The organism is Citrobacter sp. CF971, from assembly GCF_006385635.1.
In the GTDB taxonomy this organism is placed as follows: Bacteria; Pseudomonadota; Gammaproteobacteria; order Enterobacterales; family Enterobacteriaceae; genus Citrobacter; species Citrobacter freundii.
Map to the genome: position 1 here is coordinate 3757186 of NZ_CP041051.1, position 25738 is coordinate 3782923.

At 52.2% G+C, this 25738-nt stretch carries 17 protein-coding genes and 3 pseudogenes; 6 read left to right on the forward strand and 14 right to left on the reverse strand.

Going from position 1 to position 25738, the window contains the following annotated elements; genetic code table 11:
* Positions 1 to 5: 5 nt before the first annotated feature.
* The 9 genes and pseudogenes from iolE to E6P06_RS21760 all read right to left on the reverse strand — a co-directional run bounded on the left by iolE (position 6) and on the right by E6P06_RS21760 (position 11797).
* The gene (iolE, locus tag E6P06_RS21720; RefSeq protein WP_003845952.1) at positions 6 to 896 is read right to left on the reverse strand and encodes a myo-inosose-2 dehydratase; all 891 of its coding nucleotides are present in this window, start codon (positions 894 to 896) and stop codon (positions 6 to 8) included.
* Positions 897 to 910: 14 nt separating this feature from the next.
* On the reverse strand, positions 911 to 2815 hold the full coding sequence (gene iolC / locus E6P06_RS21725) for a 5-dehydro-2-deoxygluconokinase (protein ID WP_003845954.1): 1905 nt from the start codon (positions 2813 to 2815) through the stop codon (positions 911 to 913).
* A 12-nt stretch (positions 2816 to 2827) separates the two neighbouring features.
* Positions 2828 to 3913, reverse strand: coding sequence for a Gfo/Idh/MocA family protein (locus E6P06_RS21730; RefSeq protein WP_371419193.1), 1086 nt, complete (start codon positions 3911 to 3913; stop codon positions 2828 to 2830).
* A pseudogene (locus E6P06_RS21735) lies at positions 3844 to 4446 on the reverse strand (ABC transporter permease); the annotation flags it as partial. The gene E6P06_RS21730 and the pseudogene E6P06_RS21735, both read right to left, overlap by 70 nt.
* 11 nt (positions 4447 to 4457) lie before the next feature.
* Positions 4458 to 6005, reverse strand: coding sequence for a sugar ABC transporter ATP-binding protein (locus tag E6P06_RS21740; protein WP_139935705.1), 1548 nt, complete (start codon positions 6003 to 6005; stop codon positions 4458 to 4460).
* Positions 6006 to 6056: 51 nt separating this feature from the next.
* Positions 6057 to 6986 carry a substrate-binding domain-containing protein gene (locus tag E6P06_RS21745; protein WP_139935706.1) on the reverse strand — a complete coding sequence of 310 codons (930 nt, stop codon included), beginning with the start codon at positions 6984 to 6986 and terminating at the stop codon, positions 6057 to 6059.
* Positions 6987 to 7024: 38 nt separating this feature from the next.
* Positions 7025 to 8011: an inositol 2-dehydrogenase gene (gene iolG, locus E6P06_RS21750; RefSeq protein ID WP_003845960.1), complete on the reverse strand. Its 987-nt coding sequence runs from the start codon at positions 8009 to 8011 to the stop codon at positions 7025 to 7027.
* A gap of 343 nt (positions 8012 to 8354) precedes the next feature.
* Positions 8355 to 10280 (reverse strand): 3D-(3,5/4)-trihydroxycyclohexane-1,2-dione acylhydrolase (decyclizing), encoded by a 1926-nt coding sequence (gene iolD, locus E6P06_RS21755; RefSeq protein ID WP_139935707.1) that lies wholly within the window; start codon positions 10278 to 10280, stop codon positions 8355 to 8357.
* Positions 10281 to 10291: 11 nt separating this feature from the next.
* The gene (locus tag E6P06_RS21760; RefSeq protein WP_044713261.1) at positions 10292 to 11797 is read right to left on the reverse strand and encodes a CoA-acylating methylmalonate-semialdehyde dehydrogenase; all 1506 of its coding nucleotides are present in this window, start codon (positions 11795 to 11797) and stop codon (positions 10292 to 10294) included.
* A gap of 293 nt (positions 11798 to 12090) precedes the next feature.
* Here E6P06_RS21760 and E6P06_RS21765 point away from each other — a divergent pair, with 293 nt between their 5' ends.
* The 4 genes from E6P06_RS21765 to E6P06_RS21780 all read left to right on the forward strand — a co-directional run bounded on the left by E6P06_RS21765 (position 12091) and on the right by E6P06_RS21780 (position 18336).
* The gene (locus tag E6P06_RS21765; protein WP_139935708.1) at positions 12091 to 12945 is read left to right on the forward strand and encodes a MurR/RpiR family transcriptional regulator; all 855 of its coding nucleotides are present in this window, start codon (positions 12091 to 12093) and stop codon (positions 12943 to 12945) included.
* A gap of 244 nt (positions 12946 to 13189) precedes the next feature.
* Positions 13190 to 13756 (forward strand): Slp family lipoprotein, encoded by a 567-nt coding sequence (locus tag E6P06_RS21770; protein WP_003845967.1) that lies wholly within the window; start codon positions 13190 to 13192, stop codon positions 13754 to 13756.
* A 280-nt stretch (positions 13757 to 14036) separates the two neighbouring features.
* Positions 14037 to 15191, forward strand: a complete 1155-nt coding sequence (locus E6P06_RS21775) for an efflux RND transporter periplasmic adaptor subunit (protein WP_139935709.1) — start codon at positions 14037 to 14039, stop codon at positions 15189 to 15191.
* Between the two features lie 28 nt (positions 15192 to 15219).
* The gene (locus E6P06_RS21780; protein ID WP_139935710.1) at positions 15220 to 18336 is read left to right on the forward strand and encodes an efflux RND transporter permease subunit; all 3117 of its coding nucleotides are present in this window, start codon (positions 15220 to 15222) and stop codon (positions 18334 to 18336) included.
* A gap of 207 nt (positions 18337 to 18543) precedes the next feature.
* On the opposite strand, the gene E6P06_RS21785 is transcribed toward E6P06_RS21780, so the two are convergent.
* Together E6P06_RS21785 and E6P06_RS21790 are read right to left on the reverse strand one after the other, a co-directional pair.
* Complete coding sequence (locus tag E6P06_RS21785) at positions 18544 to 18891, reverse strand: HdeA/HdeB family chaperone (RefSeq protein WP_008321512.1); 348 nt, start codon at positions 18889 to 18891, stop codon at positions 18544 to 18546.
* Entirely contained in the window at positions 18891 to 19487 is a 597-nt protein-coding gene (locus E6P06_RS21790) for a DUF308 domain-containing protein (protein WP_044699615.1), read from the reverse strand. Before E6P06_RS21790 ends, E6P06_RS21785 begins: the two co-directional genes overlap by 1 nt.
* 281 nt (positions 19488 to 19768) lie before the next feature.
* Between E6P06_RS21790 and E6P06_RS21795 the strand changes: the two genes are divergently transcribed.
* Complete coding sequence (locus tag E6P06_RS21795) at positions 19769 to 20401, forward strand: YfdX family protein (RefSeq protein ID WP_139935711.1); 633 nt, start codon at positions 19769 to 19771, stop codon at positions 20399 to 20401.
* Between the two features lie 74 nt (positions 20402 to 20475).
* On the opposite strand, the gene E6P06_RS21800 is transcribed toward E6P06_RS21795, so the two are convergent.
* Entirely contained in the window at positions 20476 to 23718 is a 3243-nt protein-coding gene (locus tag E6P06_RS21800) for an ATP-binding protein (RefSeq protein WP_139935712.1), read from the reverse strand.
* Between the two features lie 4 nt (positions 23719 to 23722).
* Positions 23723 to 23929 (reverse strand): annotated as a pseudogene (locus E6P06_RS21805) (LuxR C-terminal-related transcriptional regulator); the annotation flags it as partial.
* Between the two features lie 90 nt (positions 23930 to 24019).
* Here E6P06_RS21805 and E6P06_RS21810 point away from each other — a divergent pair.
* Positions 24020 to 25227 (forward strand): IS3 family transposase gene (locus E6P06_RS21810; protein ID WP_089617520.1). Its coding sequence is split into 2 segments (ribosomal slippage): positions 24020 to 24341 and positions 24341 to 25227, totalling 1209 coding nucleotides; the frame shifts between segments, so codons are not numbered across the junction.
* Positions 25228 to 25253: 26 nt separating this feature from the next.
* Here E6P06_RS21810 and E6P06_RS21815 read toward each other — a convergent pair.
* Positions 25254 to 25688: pseudogene (locus tag E6P06_RS21815) on the reverse strand (response regulator); the annotation flags it as partial.
* Positions 25689 to 25738: the final 50 nt, after the last annotated feature.

Sequence of the window (25738 nt, forward strand, 5' to 3'; positions counted from 1 at the left end):
CCTCCTCAGATAAGACCAGCGTCACGCGCCAGACGGCTAAGGTTGTTATAGCCCAGACGCGCATACGTCAGCGGATGCGCGATGGCCGGATCCTGCTCCGCCTCCACGACTAACCACCCCTGATACTGGTTCGCCTTCAGCAAGGCCATGATCGGCGGATAGTCAACGCAGCCATCGCCCGGCACTGTAAAGACCCCACTCAGTACCGCATCGAGAAAGCTGGTTTTGCGATTTTTGACATCCGCCAGCACGTCGGCACGCACGTCTTTACAGTGAACATGGTTGATACGCGATGCCCAGCGCTGCGCCACCGCCAGCGGATCGGCTCCGGCGAAGGTCAAGTGTCCCGTGTCGAGCAGTAATCCAACTTCATCACCGGTATTCGTCATCAGATTACCCACATCTTCAGCAGATTCAATCACCGTTCCCATGTGGTGGTGATAGGCAATCTGTACCCCCTGCTGCTGGGTGTAGCGCGCAAACTCGGTAAGTTTTTCACCGTATTCTTGCCAGCGCTCTTGCGGGAAGCGCGGACGCAGATGTACCGGCGTCTGCTGCTCGCCGTGAATGCAGCCACTGACTTCGGCAAAGACCAGCACCTTGGCCCCCAACTCGCGCAGTAACGTCAGATGTGACTGCACGGCGGCAATCTCCTCCTCCACGCTGCGTTCCAGCAGACGTCCAGAGTACCAGCCGGAAACCAGTTGCAGGTCGTGACGCTGCAAAATGGGGCCGAGCAGTCGCGCCTCGCGCGGGAATTTATTACCCAGTTCGAAACCAGCAAATCCGGCCTCTTTACCCTCGCTCAGACAAGTATCAAGCGACGTCTCAGCGCCCAGTGAAGGAAGATCATCATTCGTCCATGTCAGTGGATTAATACCTAATTGTACCGTCATTATCTTCTCCTGAATTATGCTTGTCCGCGCTCGCGCCACCAGGCGATAAGCTGCAGGTAGTTATCTTTAATGCGCGCCACCAGTTGCGCATCGTCAATATCGTGTTTCAACCACGCGCGGGAAGCGTCGCCAAACAGCGTGCGTCCCACGGCAAATCCTTTCACCACCGCATGACCCGCAGCCGCTTTGAAATCCGCGCGCAGTTGCTCTGCCGGTGCGTCCAGACCAAGGATCACCACGCCACGGCAGTGCGGATCGCGCCGTTCGATAATGTCACTCAACGCCGTCCAGCCAGCAGAAGTCAGCGGTGGGAGTTTCCACCAGTCGGGGTAAATCCCTAAGTTGTAGAAGCGGGAAATAGCGCGCAAATACAGTTCATCACTGCGCGGCATACTGGCCGGCAAAATCACCTCCAGCAGCAGCTCATGACCAGACTGGCAACAGGCGCGGTACACCTCGGCGATTTTCTGTTCTTGCTCCAGACGCAACGCGTGGGCATCTTCCGGATGGAAAAAAACCAGACACTTCACCACATGTTCCTGCGGCCAACTGATGAGCTGCGAGCCAATATTGCCGTGTTCCATCTCCAGCGGGCGAGATCCCGGCAGTTCGATAGGGCGACCTATCCACCAGCCCTCTCCGGTTATCGAATTCAGTGCATCCTGACCAAACGTACCGTCGCAAAGCAGCCCGGCCTTGCCCTCCAGCCCGGCGCTGTTGGCCGCTTCACGGCTGGCCTGCAAAATAAGCTGTTTCAATGCCGGAATACGCTTCAAAGACGCGCCGCACTGTAGCGCCATCTCTTCAAGCTGACTGCGGTGATCGAAAGCCATCACGCACAGTTCCGGCCATTCGCGGCGACGGGTGGTGACGCGGTGCAGATGGTTTAGACGCGGGTCAAGATCCGGACGCGGAACGAGTGCGGCGCGGGAGAGATAATCATCCAGCTCGATTTTGCTCGGCATCGCCGGGGCACAGCCGTGACGCGATACCACCAGCGCACCACAGGCATTAGCATAGCGGCACGCCTGCTCCCATCCCTCATCGTTGAGGTAGCCGCGCAGCAGGCCGGACATAAACGCATCCCCCGCCCCCAACACGTTCAGCACCTCCACGCGTACGCCTGTCACCGTCAGGCCATCGTCCAGCCGGGCCGGGATCGCGTCGGTATACACCGAGCTACCGAGCGCACCGCGCTTGCAGACCAGCGTCGCGTTACTCACGCCGCGAACCTGCGACAGCGCCTGCAGCGTATCGGTACTGCCGCCCGCGATATGAAACTCCTCCTCGGTGCCGACAATCACATCAAAAAGATGCAACACCTCCTGCAATTGACGGGTGACCTGATCGGCGGCGATAAAACGTGTTTCGCCGTCGCCTAAGGATGTAAGCCCCCACAGCACCGGGCGATAGTCGATATCCAGCGCCGTACGCACGCCGTGACGCCGGGCGTAAGCGAGCGCCGTCAACACCGCCTCGCGGGTTTGCGGATGAGAAAGATGCGTCCCGGTGATGGCAAGACAACGAGCAGAAGCGATGTACTGTTCATCAACATCGCTGGCGGTAATCGCCATATCCGCGCAGTTATCACGGTAAAAAATCAGTGGGAAGGTGTCCCGGTCTTTAATGCCGAGTAGCACCAGCGCTGTCAGGCGGTCTTTATCGGTAATCAGATGGCTGGTATCGCAGCCTACCTGATTTAATTCTTCACGCAGGAAACGCCCCATATGTTCGTCGCCAACCCGCGCCAGCATTGATGAACGCAGTCCCTGTCGCGCCGTTCCGTAGGCCACGTTGCCGGACGATCCGCCAAGATATTTGGCAAAGCTCGACACATCTTCCAGGCGTGCGCCAATCTGCTGACTGTAGAGGTCAACCGCCACGCGGCCCATGCATATCACATCAAACTGCTTTTCCACGTTGATACCTCTTCAGACAATATCGTTCACATTCAGCCAGCGGCCTTCCAGGTGCGAGAGTGCGATAGCGTCAAGCACACGCGACACCTTCCAGCCCTCTTCGAAGTCCGGCCACATCGGCGCATCGGCGGCAATGCCGTCCACCAGGTCGCGCACTTCCACAGTTTTCTGGTCGTTAAAACCGATACCATGCCCGGCTCCCATGCAAAACGCGCCGTAGTCCGGATGCGAAGGACCAACCAGTAAAGTGCGAAACCCCTGGCGGTTGACCGGATCGTCATGCAAATAGAGCTTCAGCTCAGCCATGCGCTCCTGGGTAAAACTGATGGTTCCTTTGGTCCCGGTAATCACATACGACAACCCCATCTTGCGGCCACAGGCGACGCGGGAGGTTTCAATCACCCCTTGCGCACCGCCTGCAAAGCGCACCATCGCGTGGGCCTGATCTTCGTTCTCTACCGTCACCATTTGCGAGGAACCGACTTGCGCCGGACGCTGTGGCACCACGATCTTCAAGTCGCCGCAGACCTGATGAATATCGCCAACCAGGTACTGCGCCATATTGACGATATGCGCCGCCAGATCGCCAAGTGCCCCCAGACCCGCCGTTTCTTTAAAACAGTGCCAGTGGATCGGCGCAAGCGGATCGGCCATGTAGTCTTCGTTGTGGGTGCCGTAGAAATGGATCACCTCGCCAATTTCGCCGCGCTCAATGATCTCTTTCGCCAGCTGCGCCGTTGGGTTCTTCATATAGTTGAACCCCACCAGGGTTTTCACTCCTGCCCGCTGTGCGGCCTCAACCATTTCACGCGCGTCGTGGGCGTTCAGCGCCAACGGTTTTTCCGAGTACACATGCTTGCCATGGCGAATCGCTTCCAGCGCCATCTCTTTGTGCAGATGGTTGGGAGAGCAGATATCCACCACATCAATGGCCGGGTCGGCCACCAGCACCCGCCAGTCTCCGGTTGAGCGATTGAAGCCAAACGCCTGCGCCCGCTCGGCGGCCAGCTCCGGAGAAACTTCCGCTAACCGCCAATAGCGACCAGAGCAAAGATCCAGATTGGAATCGAAATGCCGAGCAGTTCGCCGCGTCCCCACCAGCGGTATCCCGCGTCGAAACCGGCAATCGGCGCGCCGTCGTTGATCACCAGCGTCAGGCCGCGCCAGATGGTCATCCCGCCGAGGGTGACGATAAACGGCGGCAGACGCAGGCGGGTCACGCCGAGGCCATGCAGAAAACCAATCGCGGTGCCCATCGCCATACAGATACCAAGACCAATCAGCCAGCTCATGCCGCCCCAGGCGTTCGGATCGACGGTGGTGAAGTTGTCGCCCTTGATCACATACGCGGCGGTCATAGCGCAGACCGCCAGGATAGAGCCCACCGACAGATCGATGCCGGCAGTCAGAATGACAAACGTCATCCCCACCGCCATGATCCCGTAGATGGAGACTTCGGTCAGAATGTTGAAAATGTTGCGTTCAGAAAGAAAATTGCTGTTCTGCAACTGAAAGAAAATCAGCAGCAGGATCATAAAAATCAGCACCCCAAAGCGCTCAAAAAAGGCAATGGGATCAAGACGTCCACCGCGTTTGGCTGGAACCTGCGTTTTAGAAATAATCTGCGTCATGAGTCACTCCGTTATGCCGCATTCAGGGCGTTATGGTTGATGGCCATCATCGTCATTAGCCGCTCTTCGTTGGCGTCATCGCCGTGGATCTCGCCAGTCACCCGACCTTCACTCAACGTGATGATCCGATCGGAAACCGCCATGACTTCCGGCAGATCGGAGGAGATCACAATCACCGCCACGCCCTTTTTCGCCATATCAAACAGCACCTGATGGACTTCTGATTTGGTGCCAACATCGATGCCGCGCGTCGGTTCATCCACAATCAACACCCGAGGGTTAAGCGCCATGCAGCGCGCGAGGATCACTTTTTGCTGGTTTCCGCCGGAGAGCTTGCGCACCTCCTGCGCACTGTTGACCATTTTGATCTGCAGCGCCTGGCGGTAAGAGTCAATCAGGGCATCTTCTTTGCGGGTATTCACAAACCAGCGCCAGTGCAGCAGTGACGACAGGCTGGAGAGCGACAGGTTGTCGCGGATCGACAGCCCCAACACTGCACCCTCTTTTTTACGATCTTCCGGTACCAGCGCCAGCCCCTGATCCAGCGCAAACAGCGGATCGCGCGGCTGATACGGCACGCCATCAAGTTCAAAGCTGCCGGAGGTAAAACCGTCGGCGCCAAACAGGCAGCGGGCCACTTCGGTGCGCCCGGCACCCACCAGTCCGGCAATACCTAATACTTCGCCAGCATGTACGTGGAAGCTAATGTCGTGCAGCGCGATGCCATGCGGATCCAGCGGCGGTTTTTCGCGGCTAAGCCCCTTCACCGCCAGACGCACAGGTTTATCTTCATGGTGAGTTTCGCTGGCCGGGCGGCGATTAAAGGCCACATCGCGCCCCACCATCAGGCGGATCAGCTGTTCTACGGTGGTCTGTGCAACCGCGCCATTCCCGGTGAATCGTCCATCCTGAAAAACGGTGAACTGGTCGCAGAGTTGAAAAACTTCATGCAGGCGATGGGTGACGTAGATAATGCTCACGCCACGCCCTTTAAGTTCCCGCACCACCCGGTGCAGACTTTCTACTTCGCTGTCGCTCAGCGCGGCGGAAGGTTCGTCCATGATGATCAGCTTCGCGTTCAACGTCAGCGCCCGCGCAATTTCCACCATTTGCTGCTGCGCCACGCTCAGTCGGGCCACGGCCGTGGTTGGCGCAACGTTCAGTTGCAGGTAATCCAAAATTACCTGCGCCTCCTGATTTACCGCCTTTTCGTCCACAATCAGATTGCGTTTACGCGGTTCGCGTCCGAGGAACATATTCTCGGCGACGGTCATATTGGGCAGCAGATTAAATTCCTGATAAATCGTGATAATGCCCTTGTTCTGCCGCTCAACCGGAGAGTCTTCTACCGGCAATGTTTCGCCGTTGAACCAAATATCCCCGCGTGTTTGCGGCTGTGCGCCCGCCAGCGCTTTCAGCAGGGTCGATTTTCCGGCACCGTTCTCACCTAACAGCGCATGAATTTCGCCTGCTCCGACAGTCAGTTGTGCGCTGCTCAGCGCCCAAACGCCGGAAAAGCTTTTCGCCAGGTCGGTCACTTTCAGTAAGGGTTGCGACATCGGTCTGCTCCTCCTTTAGAGGGAGCCGCCGTAACGGCGGCTCCGGACATATCAGTTACCGGCCTCACCGATACGCTCAGCCTGCTGCAAATTTTCTTTAGTGATAAGCGTTGGCGGGTAGTCAGCCCCGGTGATCGCAGTCTTCTCACGGACGTTATTCACCAACTGGCTCATGGCCGTTTTCACCGCAAAACCAGGACGTTGATCCGCCGTCACTGCCAGCCAACCGTCGCGCACACGCGCCAGTGCTTCCGGCACGGCATCGAATCCCGTGACCAGAACTTCACCCGGCTTCAGTCCTTGCCCCTGTAACGCTTCAATCGCGCCCAGCGCCATATCGTCGTTAGCGGAGAGGATCACCTGCGGACGCTTCGGCAGCGAAGGCAGCACGCTTTCAACAATGCGCATCCCTTCAGAACGCATCCAGTTACCGGTCTGATCGGCAACGATCTTGTACTTTTCACCACCCGCCTTCAGGCTGTCGCGAATACCTTTAGTACGTTCAATGTTGGAGGAGGAGCCTGGCTGGCCGGTCAGCAGAATAATGTCTGCCCCGTCTGGGAATTTGGTTTTGACAAAGTCGCCAATCGCCTGGCAGCCTTTGTAGTTGTTCGCGCCGAAGTGTGGCACTTTTTTCTGGCTGTCAACGGAGCGGTCGAGCGTGACCACGGGCAGTTTCGCATCCTGAATTTCATCTACCGCGCTGGATACCGCGTTGACATCGTTCGGCGAAACAATAAAGCCCTGTGCGCCACGAGTTATGGCGTTTTCCAGGTCAGCGACCTGTTTTGGCGAGCTACCCTGCCCGTCCAGGACCTGTAAATTCACGCCCATCTCTTTTGCGGCTTTCACCGCCGTGCGCTGCATGTGAACTTCAAATGGCATCGCCAGGTTTGGCGTACTGAAAACAATTTGCTCATTTTCAGCAATGGCTGCCCCGGATGTCATGGCGATGAGGACAGCTAAGATCAATTTTTTCATTATTATGTCTCTCTGTGTAGGGTAGGTTGTGGTGACAATCAGAGGAGAACTTCACGCTGGCTATGCAGTGACTCCAGCGCTTTATCCGCCAGATACAGCGCACGCTCGCCATCGTCCCCGCTGCAATCAGGGACCGCTTCGCCGCGCAGTACCGCAACAAAGTGTTCCCATTCCGCGGCATAGGCCGATTTATAACGCTGCAGGAAGAAGTGTTCAGGTAACGCGCTGGTGCAGCCCTGTTTGCCGTAGTGCTGCACCTGGTTTTCGAGAATATTGCCCGCGCACAGCAGCCCTTCAGAGCCGTGCAGCTCAAGGCGCTGATCGTATCCGTAAGAAGAACGGCGGCTGTTGACGATGGTCGCCATCGCGCCGGAGGCATATTTCAGTACGATGAACGCGGTGTCGATATCGCCCGCTTCGCCAATCGCCGGATCCACCAGATTGCTGCCCTGGGCATACACCGAAACCGGCTCTTCGCCCATGATAAAGCGCGCCATATCAAAATCGTGGATGGTCATATCGCGGAACATACCGCCGGACACACGCACATATTCCGCAGGCGGCGGCGACGGATCGCGGGAGATGATCAGCAGCGATTCCGGTTTACCGATACGCCCGGCCAGTGCGTCAGTTTTCACGCGGCGAAACTGCGGATCGAAGCGGCGGTTGAAACCGATAAACAACGGTACGTCGTACTCTTTGACCACTTTCAGACAGTCGCGTACACGGGCCAGATCCAGGTGGACCGGTTTTTCACAGAAGATGGCTTTGCCGTGGCGTGCGGCCATTTCAATCAGATCCGCGTGGGTATCGGTCGCGGAGGCAATCAGCACGGCGTGAACGTTAGGGTCCGTCATCGCCTCATCCAGGCTTTGCAAACGAGCCTGGTACTGTGTGGCAAGACGAGTGGCAAATTCCTGATTCGGGTCGACTACCGACCAGAGGGTAGTAGCACTGTGACTGGCAATGTTAGCTGCATGTACCTGGCCAATTCGGCCAGCGCCCAGTAAAGCAATGTTAAACATAACGGCTCCCGGTGTTGGTGAATGCGATGAACTAACGACCCCTTAAATAAAACATTTATTTCATTTTTATAAATAGTGAAAATTATATTTTTGGGTGCAAGTTAACACTTTTGAGATGATCGAGATAAAATTTGTTATCAATATCACAACATAAAGACAGGAAAGATGAAGGAATTGGCCCCCTTCCGTTCAGGAAGGAGGTGATGGATGAAGAGAAAGGAAAAATGAAATGAAAATTTCGTTGTCGCAGGTTGCCGGATGACGACGCTAACGCCTTATCCGGCCAGGAGATAGAATCCGCTGTAGGCCGGATAAGCGCAGCACCATCCGGCATTAATCGCTTTTAGTACTGACGTGCGTTTTTCACCTGCTCAAACGTCTGCTCAGCCGCTTTTCGCACCGACGGAGAGTCTGCCACCTGCGCATCGCCAGTGCGCCACCAGGAGGCATAGTCGTGGGTCATGGTTTTCGGCAGAACTTTGATATCCAGCAGCACAGGCCCCGAATGCACACGGGAGGCTTCCAGCGCCGCCAGCAGGCTTTGCTCGTCATGTACGCGCCATGCCCGACAGCCGTAGCTTTCCGCGTTTTTAGCAAAATCGACCTTCACCAACGGTCCATCTAACCGTCCGGTTTGCGGATTGCGGTGGCGGTTTTCCGTACCGAAACTCCCCATCCCATGCCCCATCTGCAGGTTGTTAATGCACCCGAAGCTGGCGTTATCAAACAACAGGATAGTGACTTTTATCCCCTCCTGAACGGCGGTTTGTAGCTCGGAATGCAGCATCATGTATGAGCCATCCCCCACCATGGCATAAACCGGCTGCCGTGGCTTCGCCAGCCTGGCTCCAATAGCAGCCGCAATTTCATAGCCCATACAGGAGTAGCCGTATTCCAGGTGATAGCTGTCCGGGGTTTTGACCTGCCAGATACGCTGTAAATCGCCAGGCAGGGATCCAGCGGCCCCCACGACGATAGCGTTATCTTCAATGTGCTGATTGATAAGTCCCAGCACCTTCGTCTGGGTCAACCGGGTGTTTAGCGTGTCGCCATATTCCGCCAGCTGAGCGTCAAGATGCCCTGCCACTTCGGGTTCGTCGTCGGGACGCCAGTCGCGATCCCATAAACGTTGGCACTCATCGCGCCAGGCCTCTTGCGCCTGCGTGACCTCCTTCCCCCAACCGCTGCGGTAGTCTTTCAGCGTTTCAGTTAACGCCGTCAGCCCGGTACGGGCGTCGGCGATAAGCGCGGTGGCATCAAGCTTCAGCGCGTCAAACTCCGCCACATTCAGCAGCAGGAACTCAACCTCCGGATGAGAAAACAGCGCTTTCGAACCGGTGGTAAAGTCGGTGAGGCGCGTACCGATGCCGATCACCAGATCGGTTTGCGGTGCGAGCTGATTCGCTGCCATCCCTCCAGTTACTCCAATGCCTCCGAGGTTAAGTGGATGGTCACTAACCAGTGCGCCTTTTCCGGCCTGAGTTTCGGCAAACGGCAGTTGCAGCGTTTCAACAAACGTACGAAACGCCTCATGCGCGCCGGAATATCGTACCCCGCCGCCGCATACCACCAGCGGACGGCGTTTGCGGGCAATCAGCGCCCGCGCCATCGCCAGACGCTGTGGGTCGGGCGGTCGACGTTCAATCAGATGAACGCGGCGCGCAAAGAAACTCTGTGGATAGTCCCAGGCTTCTCCCTGTACATCCTGTGGCAGGCAGATGGTCACGGCACCAGTATCTGCGGGGTCAGTAAGCGTTCGCATCGCGTTTAGCATCGCACTCATTAACTGCTCCGGGCGGTTAATCCGGTCCCAGTAACGCGAGACCGGGCGGAAGCAGTCGTTGGTGCTGATGCCAAGGTCATGGTATTGCTCAATTTGCTGCAATACCGGGTCCGGTTGACGACTGGCATAGACATCGCCTGGCAATAACAACAGAGGAATACGGTTCGCCGTCGCGGTTGCCGCGGCAGTCACCATATTCGCCGCTCCCGGCCCAACCGATGACGTCACGGCAAAAATACGCTGGCGCCGATGCTGTTTGGCGAATCCGGTCGCCATGTGCGCAATTCCCTGCTCATTACATCCCTGCATCACCTGCAAATGACCGGGATCCTGCTCAAGCGCCTGGCCAATGCCAAGCACATTACCGTGACCAAAGATGGTGGCGACCCCCTCGACAAAGGGCGTTTCCACGCCATCGACAGAGATATATTGTTGATTAAGGAATTTGACCAGCGCCTGAGCCATGGTCATACGTTCGGTTTGCATAAACCCTCCTGTCAGCCCAGCGTTGGCATGGAGAACGCTGCCCCTGTGTCCTGCAGCATCTCCGGCCAGCGTGCGGTGACGGTTTTCATCCGGGTGTAGAAGCGCACGCCATCATTGCCGTGAACATTGAGCGCCCCAAAAATGGACCGCTTCCAGCCGCCAAAACTGTGGAACGCCATCGGCACCGGAATAGGCACGTTAACGCCCACCATGCCCGCCTGCACCTCTTCGCAGAAACGACGCGCACAGCCGCCATCACGTGTGAAAATTGCCGTGCCGTTACCATATTCATGACGGTTAATCAGTTCCACCGCGCTGCTGTAATCTGCTACGCGCACCACAGAAAGCACCGGTCCAAAAATCTCTTCTTTATAAATGGTCATCTCCGGCGTGACGTTATCAAACAGGGTCGGCCCAACAAAATAACCCTGCTCATGGCCTTTAACGCTAAAACGTCGACCATCCACGCGCAGACTGGCTCCTTGAGATTCCCCACTGTCGATATACCCGAGCACTTTATTCCGATGTAACGAGGAGATAAGCGGTCCCATTTCGTTTTCCGGTGTCTGATCAAGCCCCGGCCCGACACGCAGCGCCGCAATCTGTTTTTCCAGTCTCGAGCACAGCTCATCTGCCGTTTTATCACCCACCGCCAGCACGACAGAAAGCGCCATGCAGCGTTCACCCGCCGCGCCGTAAGCGGCCCCCATAATGGCGTTGGTCGCCATATCCATGTCGGCATCCGGCATTAAAATGCAGTGATTTTTAGCACCACCTAACGCCTGGCAACGCTTACCGTGGGCTGACGCTGTCTGATAAATGTATTCCGCAATCGGCGTAGAGCCGACAAAGCTCACGGCTTGCACGCGCGGGTCAGTCAGCAGCACGTCGACGGACTCTTTATCTCCCTGTACGACGTTGAACACGCCGTCCGGCAGGCCCGCCTCTTGCAGCAGTTTCGCCAGAGCCAGGGCGAGAGAAGGATCTTTTTCCGAGGGTTTCAGCACAAAGGTATTCCCGGTTGCCAGCGCGATGGGGAACATCCACATCGGTACCATTGCCGGAAAGTTAAACGGCGTGATCCCGACGCAAACCCCGAGAGGTTGCATCAGCGAATGGCTATCGACGCCGGTGCCTACATTGGCTGAGTGTTCGCCCTTTTGCAGATGTGGGATGCCGCAGGCAAACTCCACCACTTCCAGGCCGCGGGTCAGCTCACCAACTGCGTCAGAGAACACCTTGCCATGCTCTTCGCTGATGATGCGAGCCAGCCTCTCCATGTTTTCTTCCAACAGCGCCTTAAAGCGGAACATCACTCGCGCACGTTTTAACGGAGAATGGCGCGCCCACCCGGGGAATGCGTCGTGCGCTGCCGCAATGGCCTGCTCGGTTTCCTGTGTCGTACTCATCACCACCTGGCGGATCTGCTCGCCGGTGGCCGGGTTGAAGATTGCCTGAACGCGCTGGCCTGAACCGGTGACACATTCGCCGTGGATAAAATTCGCTACTGTCTCCATCCTTAACCTCTCGCTGTTGATACGTGACTGTTACCTGAACACTGTTATCTGTGTACTATATATGAAACAAACATTCCATTTTAAGTTGAAATAAAATAAATAATGATTAATGTGATCAAGGATGGGTTTTTATGTTAACAAGCGGAATCGCATGATTAGCGTGCACTGGCAGAACGTTTCAGCGAACGGCAAACCTGAAGCTTTTGTTTCGTTTTTACAGCCAGATGAATGAGTGACATTTCAAAGACGCGGTTTTGCGTTTAGAATCATAAAACTATGTACCAGGAGGTAAAATGACAACAGCAACCAGCCTGAACGAGCTGCAGCAGCAAATCCGCGATCGCTACGATAGCCTGAGTAAGCGGCTGCAGCAGGTGTCCCGCTATGTGCTGGATAATACCAATAGCGTGGCCTTTGATACGGTTGCCGTCATTGCTGAACGTGCCGGAGTTCCACCCTCAACGCTGATCCGCTTCGCCAATGCCTTTGACTTCACCGGCTTCAACGAAATGAAACAGCTGTTTCGTATGAACCTGGTGGAGGAAACCGCCAGCTACAGCGACCGCGCGCGCATGTTCCGTGAGATGGAAAGCGAAGCCGTGCCGGAAACCCCACTCGATATCCTGCAGGAGTTCGCCCGTTCGAATACTCAAGCGCTCCAGCAGCTGGCAGCCCGTGCCGAACCTGAAATGCTGGAACGCGCCGTACAATTGCTGGCAGAAGCCGACACCATTTACATCGCCGGTCTACGTCGTTCGTTTAGCGTCGCCGCCTATCTCACATACGCCCTGAGCCATCTTGAGTGTCGCCCTATTTTGCTCGACGGAATGGGCGGAATGCTGCGCGAGCAGATTAACCGCATTAAAGCGCGCGATATCGTGGTGTCGATAAGCTTCTCGCCTTATGCAGAAGAAACGGTGATGGTCAGCGAAACTGCGGCCAATGCCGGCGCGCGCCAGATCGTGATTACCGACAGCCAGATAAGCCCGCTGGCAACATTCAGCGATCTCTGCTTTGTGGTGAAAGAGGCGCAGGTCGACGCGTTTCGTTCCCAGTCAGCAACGCTTTGCCTGGTACAGTCACTAGTCGTGGCGCTGGCTTACCGGCTAGGTGACGGGAGTAATGAACTCGATCATTCTGTCGGTTGATGAGCGCCGCGAAAATTGATGATCCGCTTTATTACATTCCCGCCAGCGTGACGTGAAATCGTGATGTCTGCAGTTACTTTTATGGTCGTTGAAAATATCGCCATCATTCAGCGACCAGATAAAATACAATCCGTTATTACCATGAGCTACAATTATATTAATTTTAGATAATCAACAATGCGTGTGCTGACAATAATACGCAAAGGTTTACTATAGCCCTGTCTTTTTTAAGCAGGAAAGTAAAATGAAAAATACAAAAGGGTTGATGATTATTGCCCTTGCTTTCACCCTGGCATCATGTGCCGCCATTCCTGAGAATATCAAAGGTAATAATCAACCCGATATCCAAAAAAACTTTATCTCCGTGCATAACCAGCCCGGTTTATATACCGGTCAGCAGGCCCGTTTTGGCGGTAAAGTCATCAATGTGATTAACACCAAAAAAGATACGTTGCTGGAAATCGCCGTTTTGCCACTGAACGACTCTGCTAAGCCACAAATTGACGCGAGCTATCAGGGACGTATTCTTGCCCAGCAGAAAGGTTTCCTCGATCCGGTAAACTACAGAAACTATTTCGTGACTATTTTGGGAACAATTCAAGGAGATGAGTCAGGTTTCATCAACAAAGTCCCGTACAACTTTGTTAAAGTTGATTTACAAGGTATCCAGGTTTGGCATTTAACTGAGTCTGTCAACACCACTTATAATATGTGGGATTATGGTTACGGTGCGTTCTGGCCAGAGCCGATGTGGGGAGCGCCTTACTACGCTAATACAGTAACTCAGGTAACTCCGGAGCTAGTGAAATAATCCCAGAGGTAAGATGGCGCGACTATATTCCGGAGTCAGGTGTTGGCAAACAACCCTTCTCATTACCCCGCGTTTATCTTATTGCGCCATCCTGCTTCATGAGATCCTTCGCTTAACATGCATTCTTCCTGTTACATATAATTTTTAACCGCTAATTCTTTAGCGAAGAAATGGGCTTTACCCTTCTCATGCCTGACCATCTTTTGTTATTTACCGACAACTCCCCCACCCTGCATGCAATAAAAGAACATTTGTGTTTACACATTATTCAGGGATTACTATGAACAGAAAATGCTTACTGTTGATACCATTATTCTTTAGTAGCGTCATCATCACCGCCTGCGATAATAAACCTGCAGTAAAAACCACCATGGAGCCCGAGGTCGGCGTTGTTACCTTAGCCCCCTCCTCAGTAAATATTAAAAGTGAACTTCCGGGTCGCGCGCTTGCGTTCGAGATCGCCGAAATCCGCCCTCAGGTTAGTGGGATCATCACAAAACGCAACTTTGTTGAAGGTGATAAAGTCAGCAAAGGAGAATCACTGTATCAAATTGATCCAGCCCCGCTGCAGGCACGGCTGGACTCAGCCAAAGGCGCGTTGGCAAAGGCACAGGCTACCGCCAATAATATTCGTCTGACACTAAATCGGCAGTCAGCATTAATAAAATCTAATTACGTCAGCCGCCAGGACTATGACACCACGCGTTCACAGCTTAATGAAGCGCAAGCCAATGTTGCCGTCGCTAAAGCGGATCTTGAACAAGCCACCATTAATCTTCGATACGCCAATGTTACCTCGCCCATTGATGGCATTAGCGGCAAATCTTCCGTGACCGTGGGTGCCCTGGTTACTGCTAATCAGGAAAACTCACTGGTCACCGTTCAGAGATTAGATCCTATCTATGTTGATTTAACGCAGTCAGTACAGGACTTCTTACGCCTGAAAGAAGAGAAAGCCAACGGCAAAATTGCCCAGCAACAAGGCAGAATTCCGGTTGAGCTGATGCTGGAAAACGGCAAACCCTATCGCCATACCGGTACGCTTGAGTTTTCCGATCCCGCTGTTGATGAGACCACCGGTTCGGTAACCCTGCGCGCCGTATTTCCCAATCCTGAAGGTGAAATTTTACCCGGCATGTATGTCACTGCGTTGCTGGACGAAGGCAGTCAACAAAACGTGTTGATGGTCCCCCAGCAAGGAATTACGCACAACGAACAAGGAAAAGCCACCGCGCTGATCCTTGACCAGGAAAACGTAGTGCAACTGCGTGAAATAAACGCAGTGAAGGCCGTTGGTAATCAATGGTTAGTGACCGCGGGATTACGCCCCGGCGATCGGGTCATTGTGTCCGGATTACAAAGAATTCGTCCGGGAAGCAAAGCCCGGGTCCTCCCTTCAAAACTGAACACACCTGACACGGTAGCTGAACAGTAATATTTCAGGTATTAAGGACACTTTCTTTATGGCCAACTTTTTTATTGAGCGCCCGGTTTTCGCCTGGGTGCTCGCTATTATCATGATGTTTACGGGCGGTATCGCGATAATGAACCTGCCAGTCGCCCAATATCCACAAATTGCGCCCCCAACCATTACCATCAGCGCGGCCTACCCCGGGGCAGATGCAAAGACCGTTGAAGACTCCGTCACCCAGGTGATTGAACAGAATATGAATGGTCTTGATGGCCTGATGTATATGTCATCCACCAGCGATGCGGCAGGTAATGCCTCGATTATCCTGACCTTCAAAACGGGTACGTCACCCGATATTGCGCAGGTTCAGGTACAGAATAAACTGCAGCTGGCGATGCCTTCCTTGCCACAGGAAGTACAACAGCAAGGGATCAGCGTTGATAAATCCAGCAGCAATATCTTAATGGTCGCCGGTTTTATCTCTGATAATAACAGCCTGAGCCAATATGATATTGCCGACTATGTAGCCTCAAACATTAAAGATCCGCTAAGCCGCACTGCCGGGGTGGGGAGCGTGCAGTTATTCGGTTCGCAATACGCCATGCGCATCTGGTTGGATCCGCAAAAACTCGACAAGTATAACCTCACTCCCGAGGACGTCATTACCCAGCTCAAAGTACAGAATAATCAGATATCTGGCGGGCAACTGGGGGGCATGCCTCAGTCAGCCGATCAGCAGTTAAATGCGTCGATAATCGTCCAGACGCGTCTGCAAACAACCGATGAATTTGGCAAGATCTTCCTTAAAGTTCAGCAAGATGGTTCTCAGATTCTGCTGCGCGATGTCGCACGCATTGAGCTGGGTGCGGAAAATTATGCCACGGTTGCACGTTACAACGGCAAACCCGCCGCCGGGATTGCGATTAAACTTGCCGCAGGCGCCAATGCCCTTGAAACGTCCCAGGCTGTTAAACAAGAGCTGAACAGATTATCAGCCTGGTTTCCGGCCAGCATGAAAACCGTTTACCCCTATGACACCACGCCGTTTATCGAAATTTCGATTCAGGGTGTTTTTCATACTTTGATCGAGGCAATCATTCTGGTATTCCTCGTCATGTACCTGTTTTTGCAAAGTTTTCGTGCGACGCTTATCCCCACTATCGCCGTTCCGGTGGTTATCCTCGGCACCTTTGCCATTCTCGACGTCGCCGGTTTTTCGATTAATACGCTCACGATGTTTGGCATGGTGCTGGCGATAGGGTTGTTAGTCGATGATGCTATCGTGGTGGTTGAGAACGTAGAACGTATTATTGCTGAAGAGCACTTGTCTCCAAAAGCGGCAACGCATAAAGCAATGGGCCAGCTCCAGAGGGCGCTGGTTGGTATTGCCGTCGTGTTATCCGCCGTATTTATGCCGATGGCATTTATGAGCGGCGCGACAGGAGAAATTTTCCGTCAGTTTTCCATCACCTTGATCTCCTCCATGCTGCTGTCGGTGTTTGTGGCGATGAGCCTGACGCCAGCACTCTGCGCCATGCTGTTAAAAGCACATGATGACGAGCAGGCAAATACGCATTTTCTGTTTACCCAATTCAATCATTTCATGGAGAAATGCACTCAGCACTACACGGACAGCACCCGAAAACTGTTACGTTGCACGGGCCGTTACATGGTCGTTTACTTAGTCATTGGCGCGGGCATGATGGTGCTGTTTTTACGTACGCCGACCTCCTTTTTGCCTGAAGAAGACCAGGGGGTATTCATGACCACGGCGCAATTGCCCTCAGGTTCAACGATGGTGAACACCAGCAAAGTGCTCGGGGAAATAACGGACTACTACCTGACGAAAGAACAGAAAAACGTTGCTTCTGTTTTCACCGTCGGCGGATTTGGTTTCAGCGGTCAGGGACAAAATAATGGCCTGGCGTTTATCAGCCTGAAGCCGTGGTCAGAACGCGTTGGCGAAGAAAACTCGGTTACCGCCATTATTCGACGGGCAATGATGGCCTTAAGTACCATCAATAATGCCGTCGTTTATCCGTTCAATTTACCCGCGGTCGCGGAATTGGGCACCGCATCAGGGTTTGATATGGAGTTGCTAGATAACGGTAATCTTGGGCATGAAAAAATGATGCAGGCCCGAAACGAGCTTTTGGCTCTGGCCAATCAGTCCTCAGGTGAGGTCGACGGGGTGCGCCCAAACGGCCTGGAAGATACGCCGATGTTCCGCATTCACGTCGACGCCAAAAAGGCTGAAGCTATGGGCGTTGCGTTATCGGATATTAATCAGACCATCTCCACCGCGTTCGGTAGTCGCTATGTCAATGATTTCCTGAACCAGGGGCGCGTAAAAAAAGTGTATGTCCAGGCCGATACGCCATTCCGTATGTTGCCTGATAATATTAATCACTGGTATGTACGTAATGCCTATGGCGCGATGACCCCGCTTTCCGCCTACTCATCAACCGAGTGGACCTACGGCTCTCCACGCCTTGAACGCTACAATGGTCAGCCAGCAATGGAAATTCTGGGCCAGCCGGTAGAAGGGAAAAGCAGCGGTGATGCGATGAAATTTATGGCATCGCTGATTAATAAACTGCCCGCAGGCGTCGGTTATGCCTGGACCGGCCTGTCTTATCAGGAGGCGCTATCCACAAACCAGGCACCAATGCTGTACGGCATTTCGCTGATCGTCGTATTTCTGGCGCTGGCGGCGCTGTATGAAAGCTGGTCGATCCCTTTCTCGGTGATGCTGGTTGTGCCAATCGGGGTGGTCGGCGCGTTGCTGGCCACCGATCTGCGCGGCCTGAGCAATGATGTTTATTTCCAGGTCGGCCTACTCACCACGATGGGGCTATCGGCTAAAAATGCTATTTTGATCGTCGAGTTTGCCGTCGAGATTATGCAGAAAGAAGGGAAAACGCCGCTTGAGGCCGCGGTGGAAGCCGCGCAAATGCGCTTACGTCCTATTCTGATGACCTCACTGGCCTTCATCCTGGGGGTAATTCCACTAGCAATAAGCAACGGCGCGGGCTCTGGCGCGCAAAATGCCGTCGGTACGGGGGTTATCGGTGGGATGCTGGCCGCGACGGTACTGGCGATCTATTTTGTTCCAGTATTCTTTGTACTCGTTGAAAATACGTTAGCGCGATTTAAAGCTCGACGTTGATCCCCTGCCCTATCCCTGGGTTTAGATTATTAAATCCAGGGATGGGACTTCATTTGCCAGGTCTACAGTTATTAGCGGGCACGGCTATCCAGCGAGTTTCTCGTGGATAGCGGGGTAAACATTACGCAGATTTTCTTGTAGGGGAACAACTGGGGCAGGTACAGAGGTTGTCAATTCTAACTAAAGCCAGGCTATCAAAACGGTTAATCAATAGTGCAAACCGGAACCTTTCAAATTTACAGCCAGTTCACCCAGTTTTGTATTCGGATGCTGATGACACATTTTAACCATTTTCGGTACAGCTTCCGTTTCCACCTCATGCAGGGGAACATAATCATCGCCTTTAAAGTCCGAATTTTTATTAACAATCACAAAGGCAATTGCCGTCTTGTATTGCTGACTCATATCAACGAATTCTTTACAGGTCATATCTTGTGGCGCAGCTTCCGTTGCCTGAGTAGCAAAAGCACGGGTCATTGGCGCCATAACAGAGGTCACAAGAATAGCTGCAGAAACCATCATCTTAATATTCACTATGCGCTCCAGAGGTAGCATTAATTTTTATCGGCGAGCTTATCAGTTTTTACCAGCGTCGCATTTCTACGCAGACTGATAAAAGCTAAAGAACTAAAGATCATCTCGACACCAATAAAGATTGAGGTAAATACATACGATCTGTCGGGATCCATATTCAGCCACACACCGGCAATAAGCAGGTCAAAAATACCAATAAAAATGTTCCATCCATAACCCGGACTGTGGAACAGTTTGACCCCAGATGCGATACGAAAAATACCCCCCAGAATAAACAGGCAGCAAAATACCATTGCCAATGAATTCATACCTATCACAGGATTCACCAGGAAACAGTAACCCAGCAGTAACCACGCGATAGCAAAAAAGGCATAGGTAAATTTGGCTTTCAATTGCTTTTTACTTGAGCTAAACAGGCTATAAATAGAATAGAAACCACATACCAGAAACATAAAGCCAGTTGCATAGCTTAAATAAACACCTGCAGCAATCGGATAAATCAAGCAGCAGATGCCACAAATCAACATCAACACCGCCATAATCGTCGCATGCTTTTTATAATGAACGAGTGTTTTTTCATTAAACGCTCTCAGGCTACGCTGATTAAAAACAAACATACATCCTCCGTTATACATAAACGCAATGTAACCTGTTGACACAAGAATTATTACTCACTCAACATATGTTACTTACAATGGAATGATAAGACTTCCGCTAAGGAAGCGTATATAAGAACAAGAGAATGTCGCTATGCGTATATTCCTACACATGTCAGACATCTGACACTTGTAAGATTAAACGGTCATTATTCTATCGTGGTTCTGATTTCGCTCTTTAACATTATTTAATATGCTTATTGCGTTTGGTGACATATACCAAATTTATTCAGGAGAAAGTAATGAAAAAGATTATTCTTGCGGGTGTGCTTGCAACCATGATGGGTTCAGCACCAGTGATGGCTGCTACTGCTACCACAACCACTCCGGCGCAAGCTACTACCGCAAATGTTCAAAAAGAAGCTGCCGATATTATGCAGGTCGCAGTGCAAGGCGCAAATGCGATGCGTGATATTCAGCTTGCTCGTTTGGCCCTGTTTCATGGACAGCCTGAAAGCGCTAAAAAATTAACCGATGACGCCGCTTCCCTGCTGGCAGGCGACAGCAAAGATTGGGCGAAATTTGTAAAAACTGCGCCTAAAGCCAAGATGATTGACGATCAGTACGTGGTTATTAACGCTACGATCGCGCTGTCAGAAGACTATATTGCCACTCCAGCCAAAGAATCCGCTATCAAAACAGCGAATGGCAAAATGGCCAAAGGCGACTGGAAAGGTGCAGTGGATACCCTGCAACTGGCTGGTATCAGCGTGCTTCAGACCCAATACCTGATGCCCCTGAATCAGACTCGTAAAGCCGTTGCCAGCGCGCAAAAACTGCTGTCTTCCGGTAAGTATTATGAAGCAAACCTTGCGTTAAAAGGTGCTGAAGAAGGTATTGTGATCGATAGTGAGATGATCGGCGCAGGCCAGTAATACTCAGCACTACGGAGTGTTGAACCAGGACTTTCTCTCCTGATCGGGCAGCTACGGCCACCCGATCAGGGGGATTAATGGCTAATCAGACTGTCTATCTCAATCTCAATTTCCCGCATAACAGCAATAATCTTCTGCAATGCCTCCTGGCGTACTGCCAGAGGAAGATCGTCAGGTCGTCTGGATTCGAAAGGTTCGCACAGGTTTTGTAGCGCAGTGATGCCCAGAATTTGCGCCGAGCCATGCAACCGGTGAAGAGCGCGCAAAAACAGCTGAGGTTCATCTTGCAGAACAGCTTTCTCAGCCGCTTGTATATCATTCAGCGTTGCCTCGCGAAATGTCTCGAGAATCTCGTTCATTAGTGCGCGATCGCCGCCGGTATTCTCCGTCAACACATTGAATTTCAAATGCCGGATTGAACAAGGAGACGAATAACCGGTTTCGATTTTACTCAACTCATGTGTCAGTGTCTGAATCGACACAGGCTTGAACAGGCACAAATTCATACCATTTTGCAGGCATCGATCGCGTGACTGTGGAAGTGCGCTGGCCGTCAGTCCCCATATTTGTAAATTCGGCTGTTGACGACGTAGCGAAGCCGCGAGATCAAATCCGTCTTTTTTCGGCATATTTACATCGGTTATCAGCAGATCGTACGATTTTTTCGCCAGTTTTGCTTCTGCTTCCTCCCCATCACACGCTTCATCCACGTTGTAGCCAATGGCATTCAACTGTCGCTTAAGCAGCAGGCGATTGGTTGGGTTGTCGTCTGCAATCAAAATAGACAGACACGGAAGCGGTAACAGAGTACCAGGCGCATCGCCATCCGGTACAATCGACTGTCGAGCAGTTTCAACCGGCAGCGTTATGGTAAACGTGGTTCCTTGCAACGGGACGCTCATCAACTCCAGCGTCCCGCCCATCAGCGTCACCAGTTCTTTACAGATAAATAACCCCAGACCGGAACCGGTTTGTTGACGCCCGCAACGCCCCTGAGCGTAACGATGAAACAGCCCCGCCTGCTCCTCTTCACTAATCCCGCAACCGGTGTCGCTAATGGCAATGGTCAGGGTACCGTGATTCTCCCCGTCAGGCGTCAAACGGGTCGTCACATGAATACTGCCCTGCTCGGTAAACTTCAACGCATTACCTACCAAGTTGGTGAGAATTTGCCGCAAAGCCTGCTGATCGACAAATACCCGTTCGTTTGCCGGCAACTGGCTAACGCAAGCCAGCGTAATACCTTTCTGTCTGGCTAAAGCATCGAAAGAGTGGCACTGCAATTCAATGAGCTGCGAGAGATCCGTCCATTGAGGAACAACCTGGTATTTACCAGACTCAATCTTATCCAGATCCAGAATCTTACCGATCAGCCCAAGCAATGACTGGGCTGTCGCCCCGGTAAGGGCAATCGCCTCTTTTCGCTGTGCCGGGCTGAGTTCTGAACTCGACAGTAATTCCACAAAGCCAACAATCGAACTTACCGGGGTACGTAATTCATGGCTCATACTCGCCAGAAAGCGACTTTTGGCCTTGGTTGCTTCAATCGCTTTATTCTTTTCGTTTTCCAGTTCTTGAGATAATGCCTCTTTGAGATGAAGCTGCTCTTCCAGTAGTCGCTGAGATAGTTTCCTTTTCTTTACCTCACGGGAGAGTGAGATCCCCCAGATCAGGCTAATCGCTATCAGCAGCAGCGCGAATATCCCCAGTTGATAGAACTGTTTGCTATATCGACTCCATAAATCAACCTGCGTATTGGAAATTTTCGACCACTTCTCCGTCATCTGCAAAATCTCACGTGGCGGTATGGCCTGTAGCGCTTTATCCATAACAGACTTCAACATAGGCTCGTGAGAAGAAATCGCAAAACTTACAGAGGCACCAGGCATATCTGGAAGCCTAAAAAAGTGCATATTTTTCTGATAGTAATGATCGACCATAAACCTTGCTGACAATTCGGTAGCAATTGCCGCATCAGCACTGCCCTCCTTGACCATGACCATCGCAACACTGCTAGTATCAGCATTAACCCAGGTGGCCTGCGGATAGCGTTGCTTCAGCTCGCTTTCCAGCACATGCCCGGCAGGTAGCGCAATACGAATCGGCTTCTCCAGTAGCGAGTCGGCGGTTTCCTCACGGGAAGTGATCATCACAAATGCCACATTCATCAGAGGATCGCTAAAGGTCGAATTGTGCGGGTTTTGATGAGTGAGCGTGATAGTGGGATACATATCCCACTGTTCGCCGCTTATTTGCTTTGTCTGCTCACTTTTAGAGCTAGCTAAAATGGGTTCAAAATCGAGCCCCGTTTGCAGATGAATAATATTCAGTAAATCGCCAAGAATACCGCGTAATTCACCGCTGCGATCGACCAGCGTATAGGGTGGGTAATCTGGGTTGATTAAAATGCGGATGACATGCTTTTTCTTCAACCACGCTTTTTCCTGAGCGGTGAAAGGTATAGGTGCATTCAGATAAGCAAGGTTGCCGCGGTTCAGCCAGTTCTGCATGACTTGCATATGAATTTCATTACTGATTAACGTAATGAAACCATCAAGAATATTTCTTAATACAAGCTGATCTTCGTTAACGACAAAATAATTATATTGTTCTTGCTTATCAAAGTAGTGCGTAATAACCAGTGATTGTGAGAAGTATCGAGAGATGCAATGGCTGCTGGTGATATTGTTACCAATATAATATTGGTTATCACCATTCACTACCGAGGCCATGGCCTGATACTCGTCGTCATAAAATGAGACTTTAGCCTCAGGAAAGGCCCCCTGGATAACATCGAGAAAAGGGCAATCCCGCACGCACGCGACGCTAACCTGATGGTTCGTGGTCAGCGGCAGCATAGTGTTTTTTAGCGATGTTACAAGCGTCGGCCACGTCGTCAGCAATACCGAAGTACGCAACAAATTTCCGCCAACATCCTGGCGTCGGGACAGTTGAGTAATCAGTGTATCAACATCGTTACTGGCGAGCGCGGCCAGCGCCTCTTGCTCATTATCATACTGCTTTATAATGATTTTTAGATTGAGGTTCTTTTGCATTAACGCGAGGTAATCTGCGTTGACTCCCCGATAATATTCGCCGCTATTTTGATAAACAATGGGGGAGACTTCAGGTAACCAGGTACCAACAACCAAGGTTTTTTTATGCGCTAACCAGTTTGTTTCTTCCCTGTTCAAGCTGATATTTTGTACTGAAGTATTATAGTTACTTTTTAGCTCAACTTGCCGAGCTGAGCTTACACCCGTAGACAACCCGATGGTAAATATGACCATCAAAAAAATAAACAAGCGTTCCAGCATTACTCTATCCTATTTTATTTCTCTGCGCATAATCATAAATTTCCATTAATGATGAACAATCTAATTTTTCCATCAACCGGCTTTTATAGGTACTCACTGTTTTATTACTGATATTCATTTTGCTGGCAATTGAGCTGTAATCCATGCCATTAAGGATATAACGCAATACTCTCATTTCCTGATTCGACAACGTATCAAGCTTATCCTGCTTGATGTAGCCCCCTGAAACACCGGACAGTAGCTGTATCTCCAGATAAGAGATAGGCTTGAATATATGTCTAACACTAACGCCAATTTTGAGATGACCGGGATCCTGTTAGGGCAAGAAGTCCGTAAACGTAAAACTCCTCAGGAGAAGATCGCCATTATCCAGCAGACGATGGAGCCGGGTATGAATGTCTCCCATGTCGCCCGCCTGCATGGTATCCAGCCCAGCCTGCTGTTTAAGTGGAAGAAGCAATATCAGGAAGGCAGCCTCACCGCCGTTGCGGCTGGAGAGGAAGTCGTTCCTGCTTCTGAGCTTACTGCTGCTCTGAAGCAGGTCCGGGAGCTTCAGCGCCTTCTGGGCAAGAAAACGATGGAAGTTGAGATCCTGAAAGAAGCCGTGGAGTACGGTCAGTCGCGAAAATGGATAGCGCACGCGCCCTTGTTGCCAAAGGACGGGGAATAGCCATGGTCAGCCGGACCATGGGCGTGTCGCGTGCGCAACTGTCACTGCGGATTAACCGTTCTGCCGACTGGCAGGACAGGCGCTGTAACCGGCGTAATGAAGAAGCAGACGCAGAAATACTGTCGGCTATCCTCAACATTATCAGCGATATGCCGAGTTATGGTTATCGACGCGTGTGGGGCATCCTGCGCAAGCAACGTCGCACAGAGGGACAGCCACCTGTGAATGCCAAACGGCTTTACAGGATAATGAGCGAGCATAACCTGTTGTTGTTGCATCACAAACCAGAGCGACCGAAGCGTGAACATAAGGGCAAGATAGCGGTGGCAGAAAGCGATATGCGCTGGTGTTCAGATGGCTTCGAGTTCGGCTGCGACAACGGCGAAAAACTGCGGGTAACGTTCGCGCTGGACTGCTGCGACCGTGAGGCCATAGACTGGGCAGCAAGCACGGGAGGCTATGACAGTTCGACCGTGCAGGATGTGATGCTGAGGTCGGTGGAAAAGCGCTTCGGCGACAGGTTGCCCGACACAGCGGTGCAGTGGCTGACGGATAACGGTTCAGCGTATACCGCGTATGAAACGCGGAGGTTCGCGAGAGAGCTGAATCTGGAGCCCTGCACAACAGCGGTGAGCAGCCCGCAGAGTAATGGCATGGCCGAACGGTTCGTGAAAACGATGAAAGAAGACTATATCGCGTTCATGCCAAAACCGGATGTGAGAACAGCACTGCGAAACCTTGCAGTAGCGTTCACGCATTACAATGAAAACCACCCGCACAGCGCGCTGGGATATCACTCCCCGAGGGAATACCGGCGGCAGCGGACATCGTTAACTTAAGATACAAAAGCTGTTCGGAGATGGAGGGTCAAGATCACAAGCTTATCCTGCTCGCTGACGGATGAACCAGTAAAATGCTCAAGGGAAAAGGGAAAATAGCTATAGCCATTTTTTGCTGCTTCGATTGCGGCAAGAATATTATTCATACCTTCTTTTTTACTCACAAATCCGTTGGCACCGTATTCGGCGCTACGTTTGCCGTAAAAAAATTCATTTTTGGCTGAAATGATAATGATTACACCAGCATAGTGCCGCTTTCTCAGCTGCTCCAGCACTTCGATGCCACTGATACCGGGAATATCTACATCGATAATCAACAGCTCCGGCTTAGTTTTTTCAACGGTTTGAACCACTTGATCTCCGCTGTCGAGTTCGGTGGTCACAGCGATACCATTAGTATCGAGTAAGTTGCGGATGGCAATGCGTGCCAATGGGTGATCGTCAACGATTATCGCGTTCATTGCGTATAAGAATCCCGATAAATAAAGAGAGGCGATGGCTGTAGAGTAGG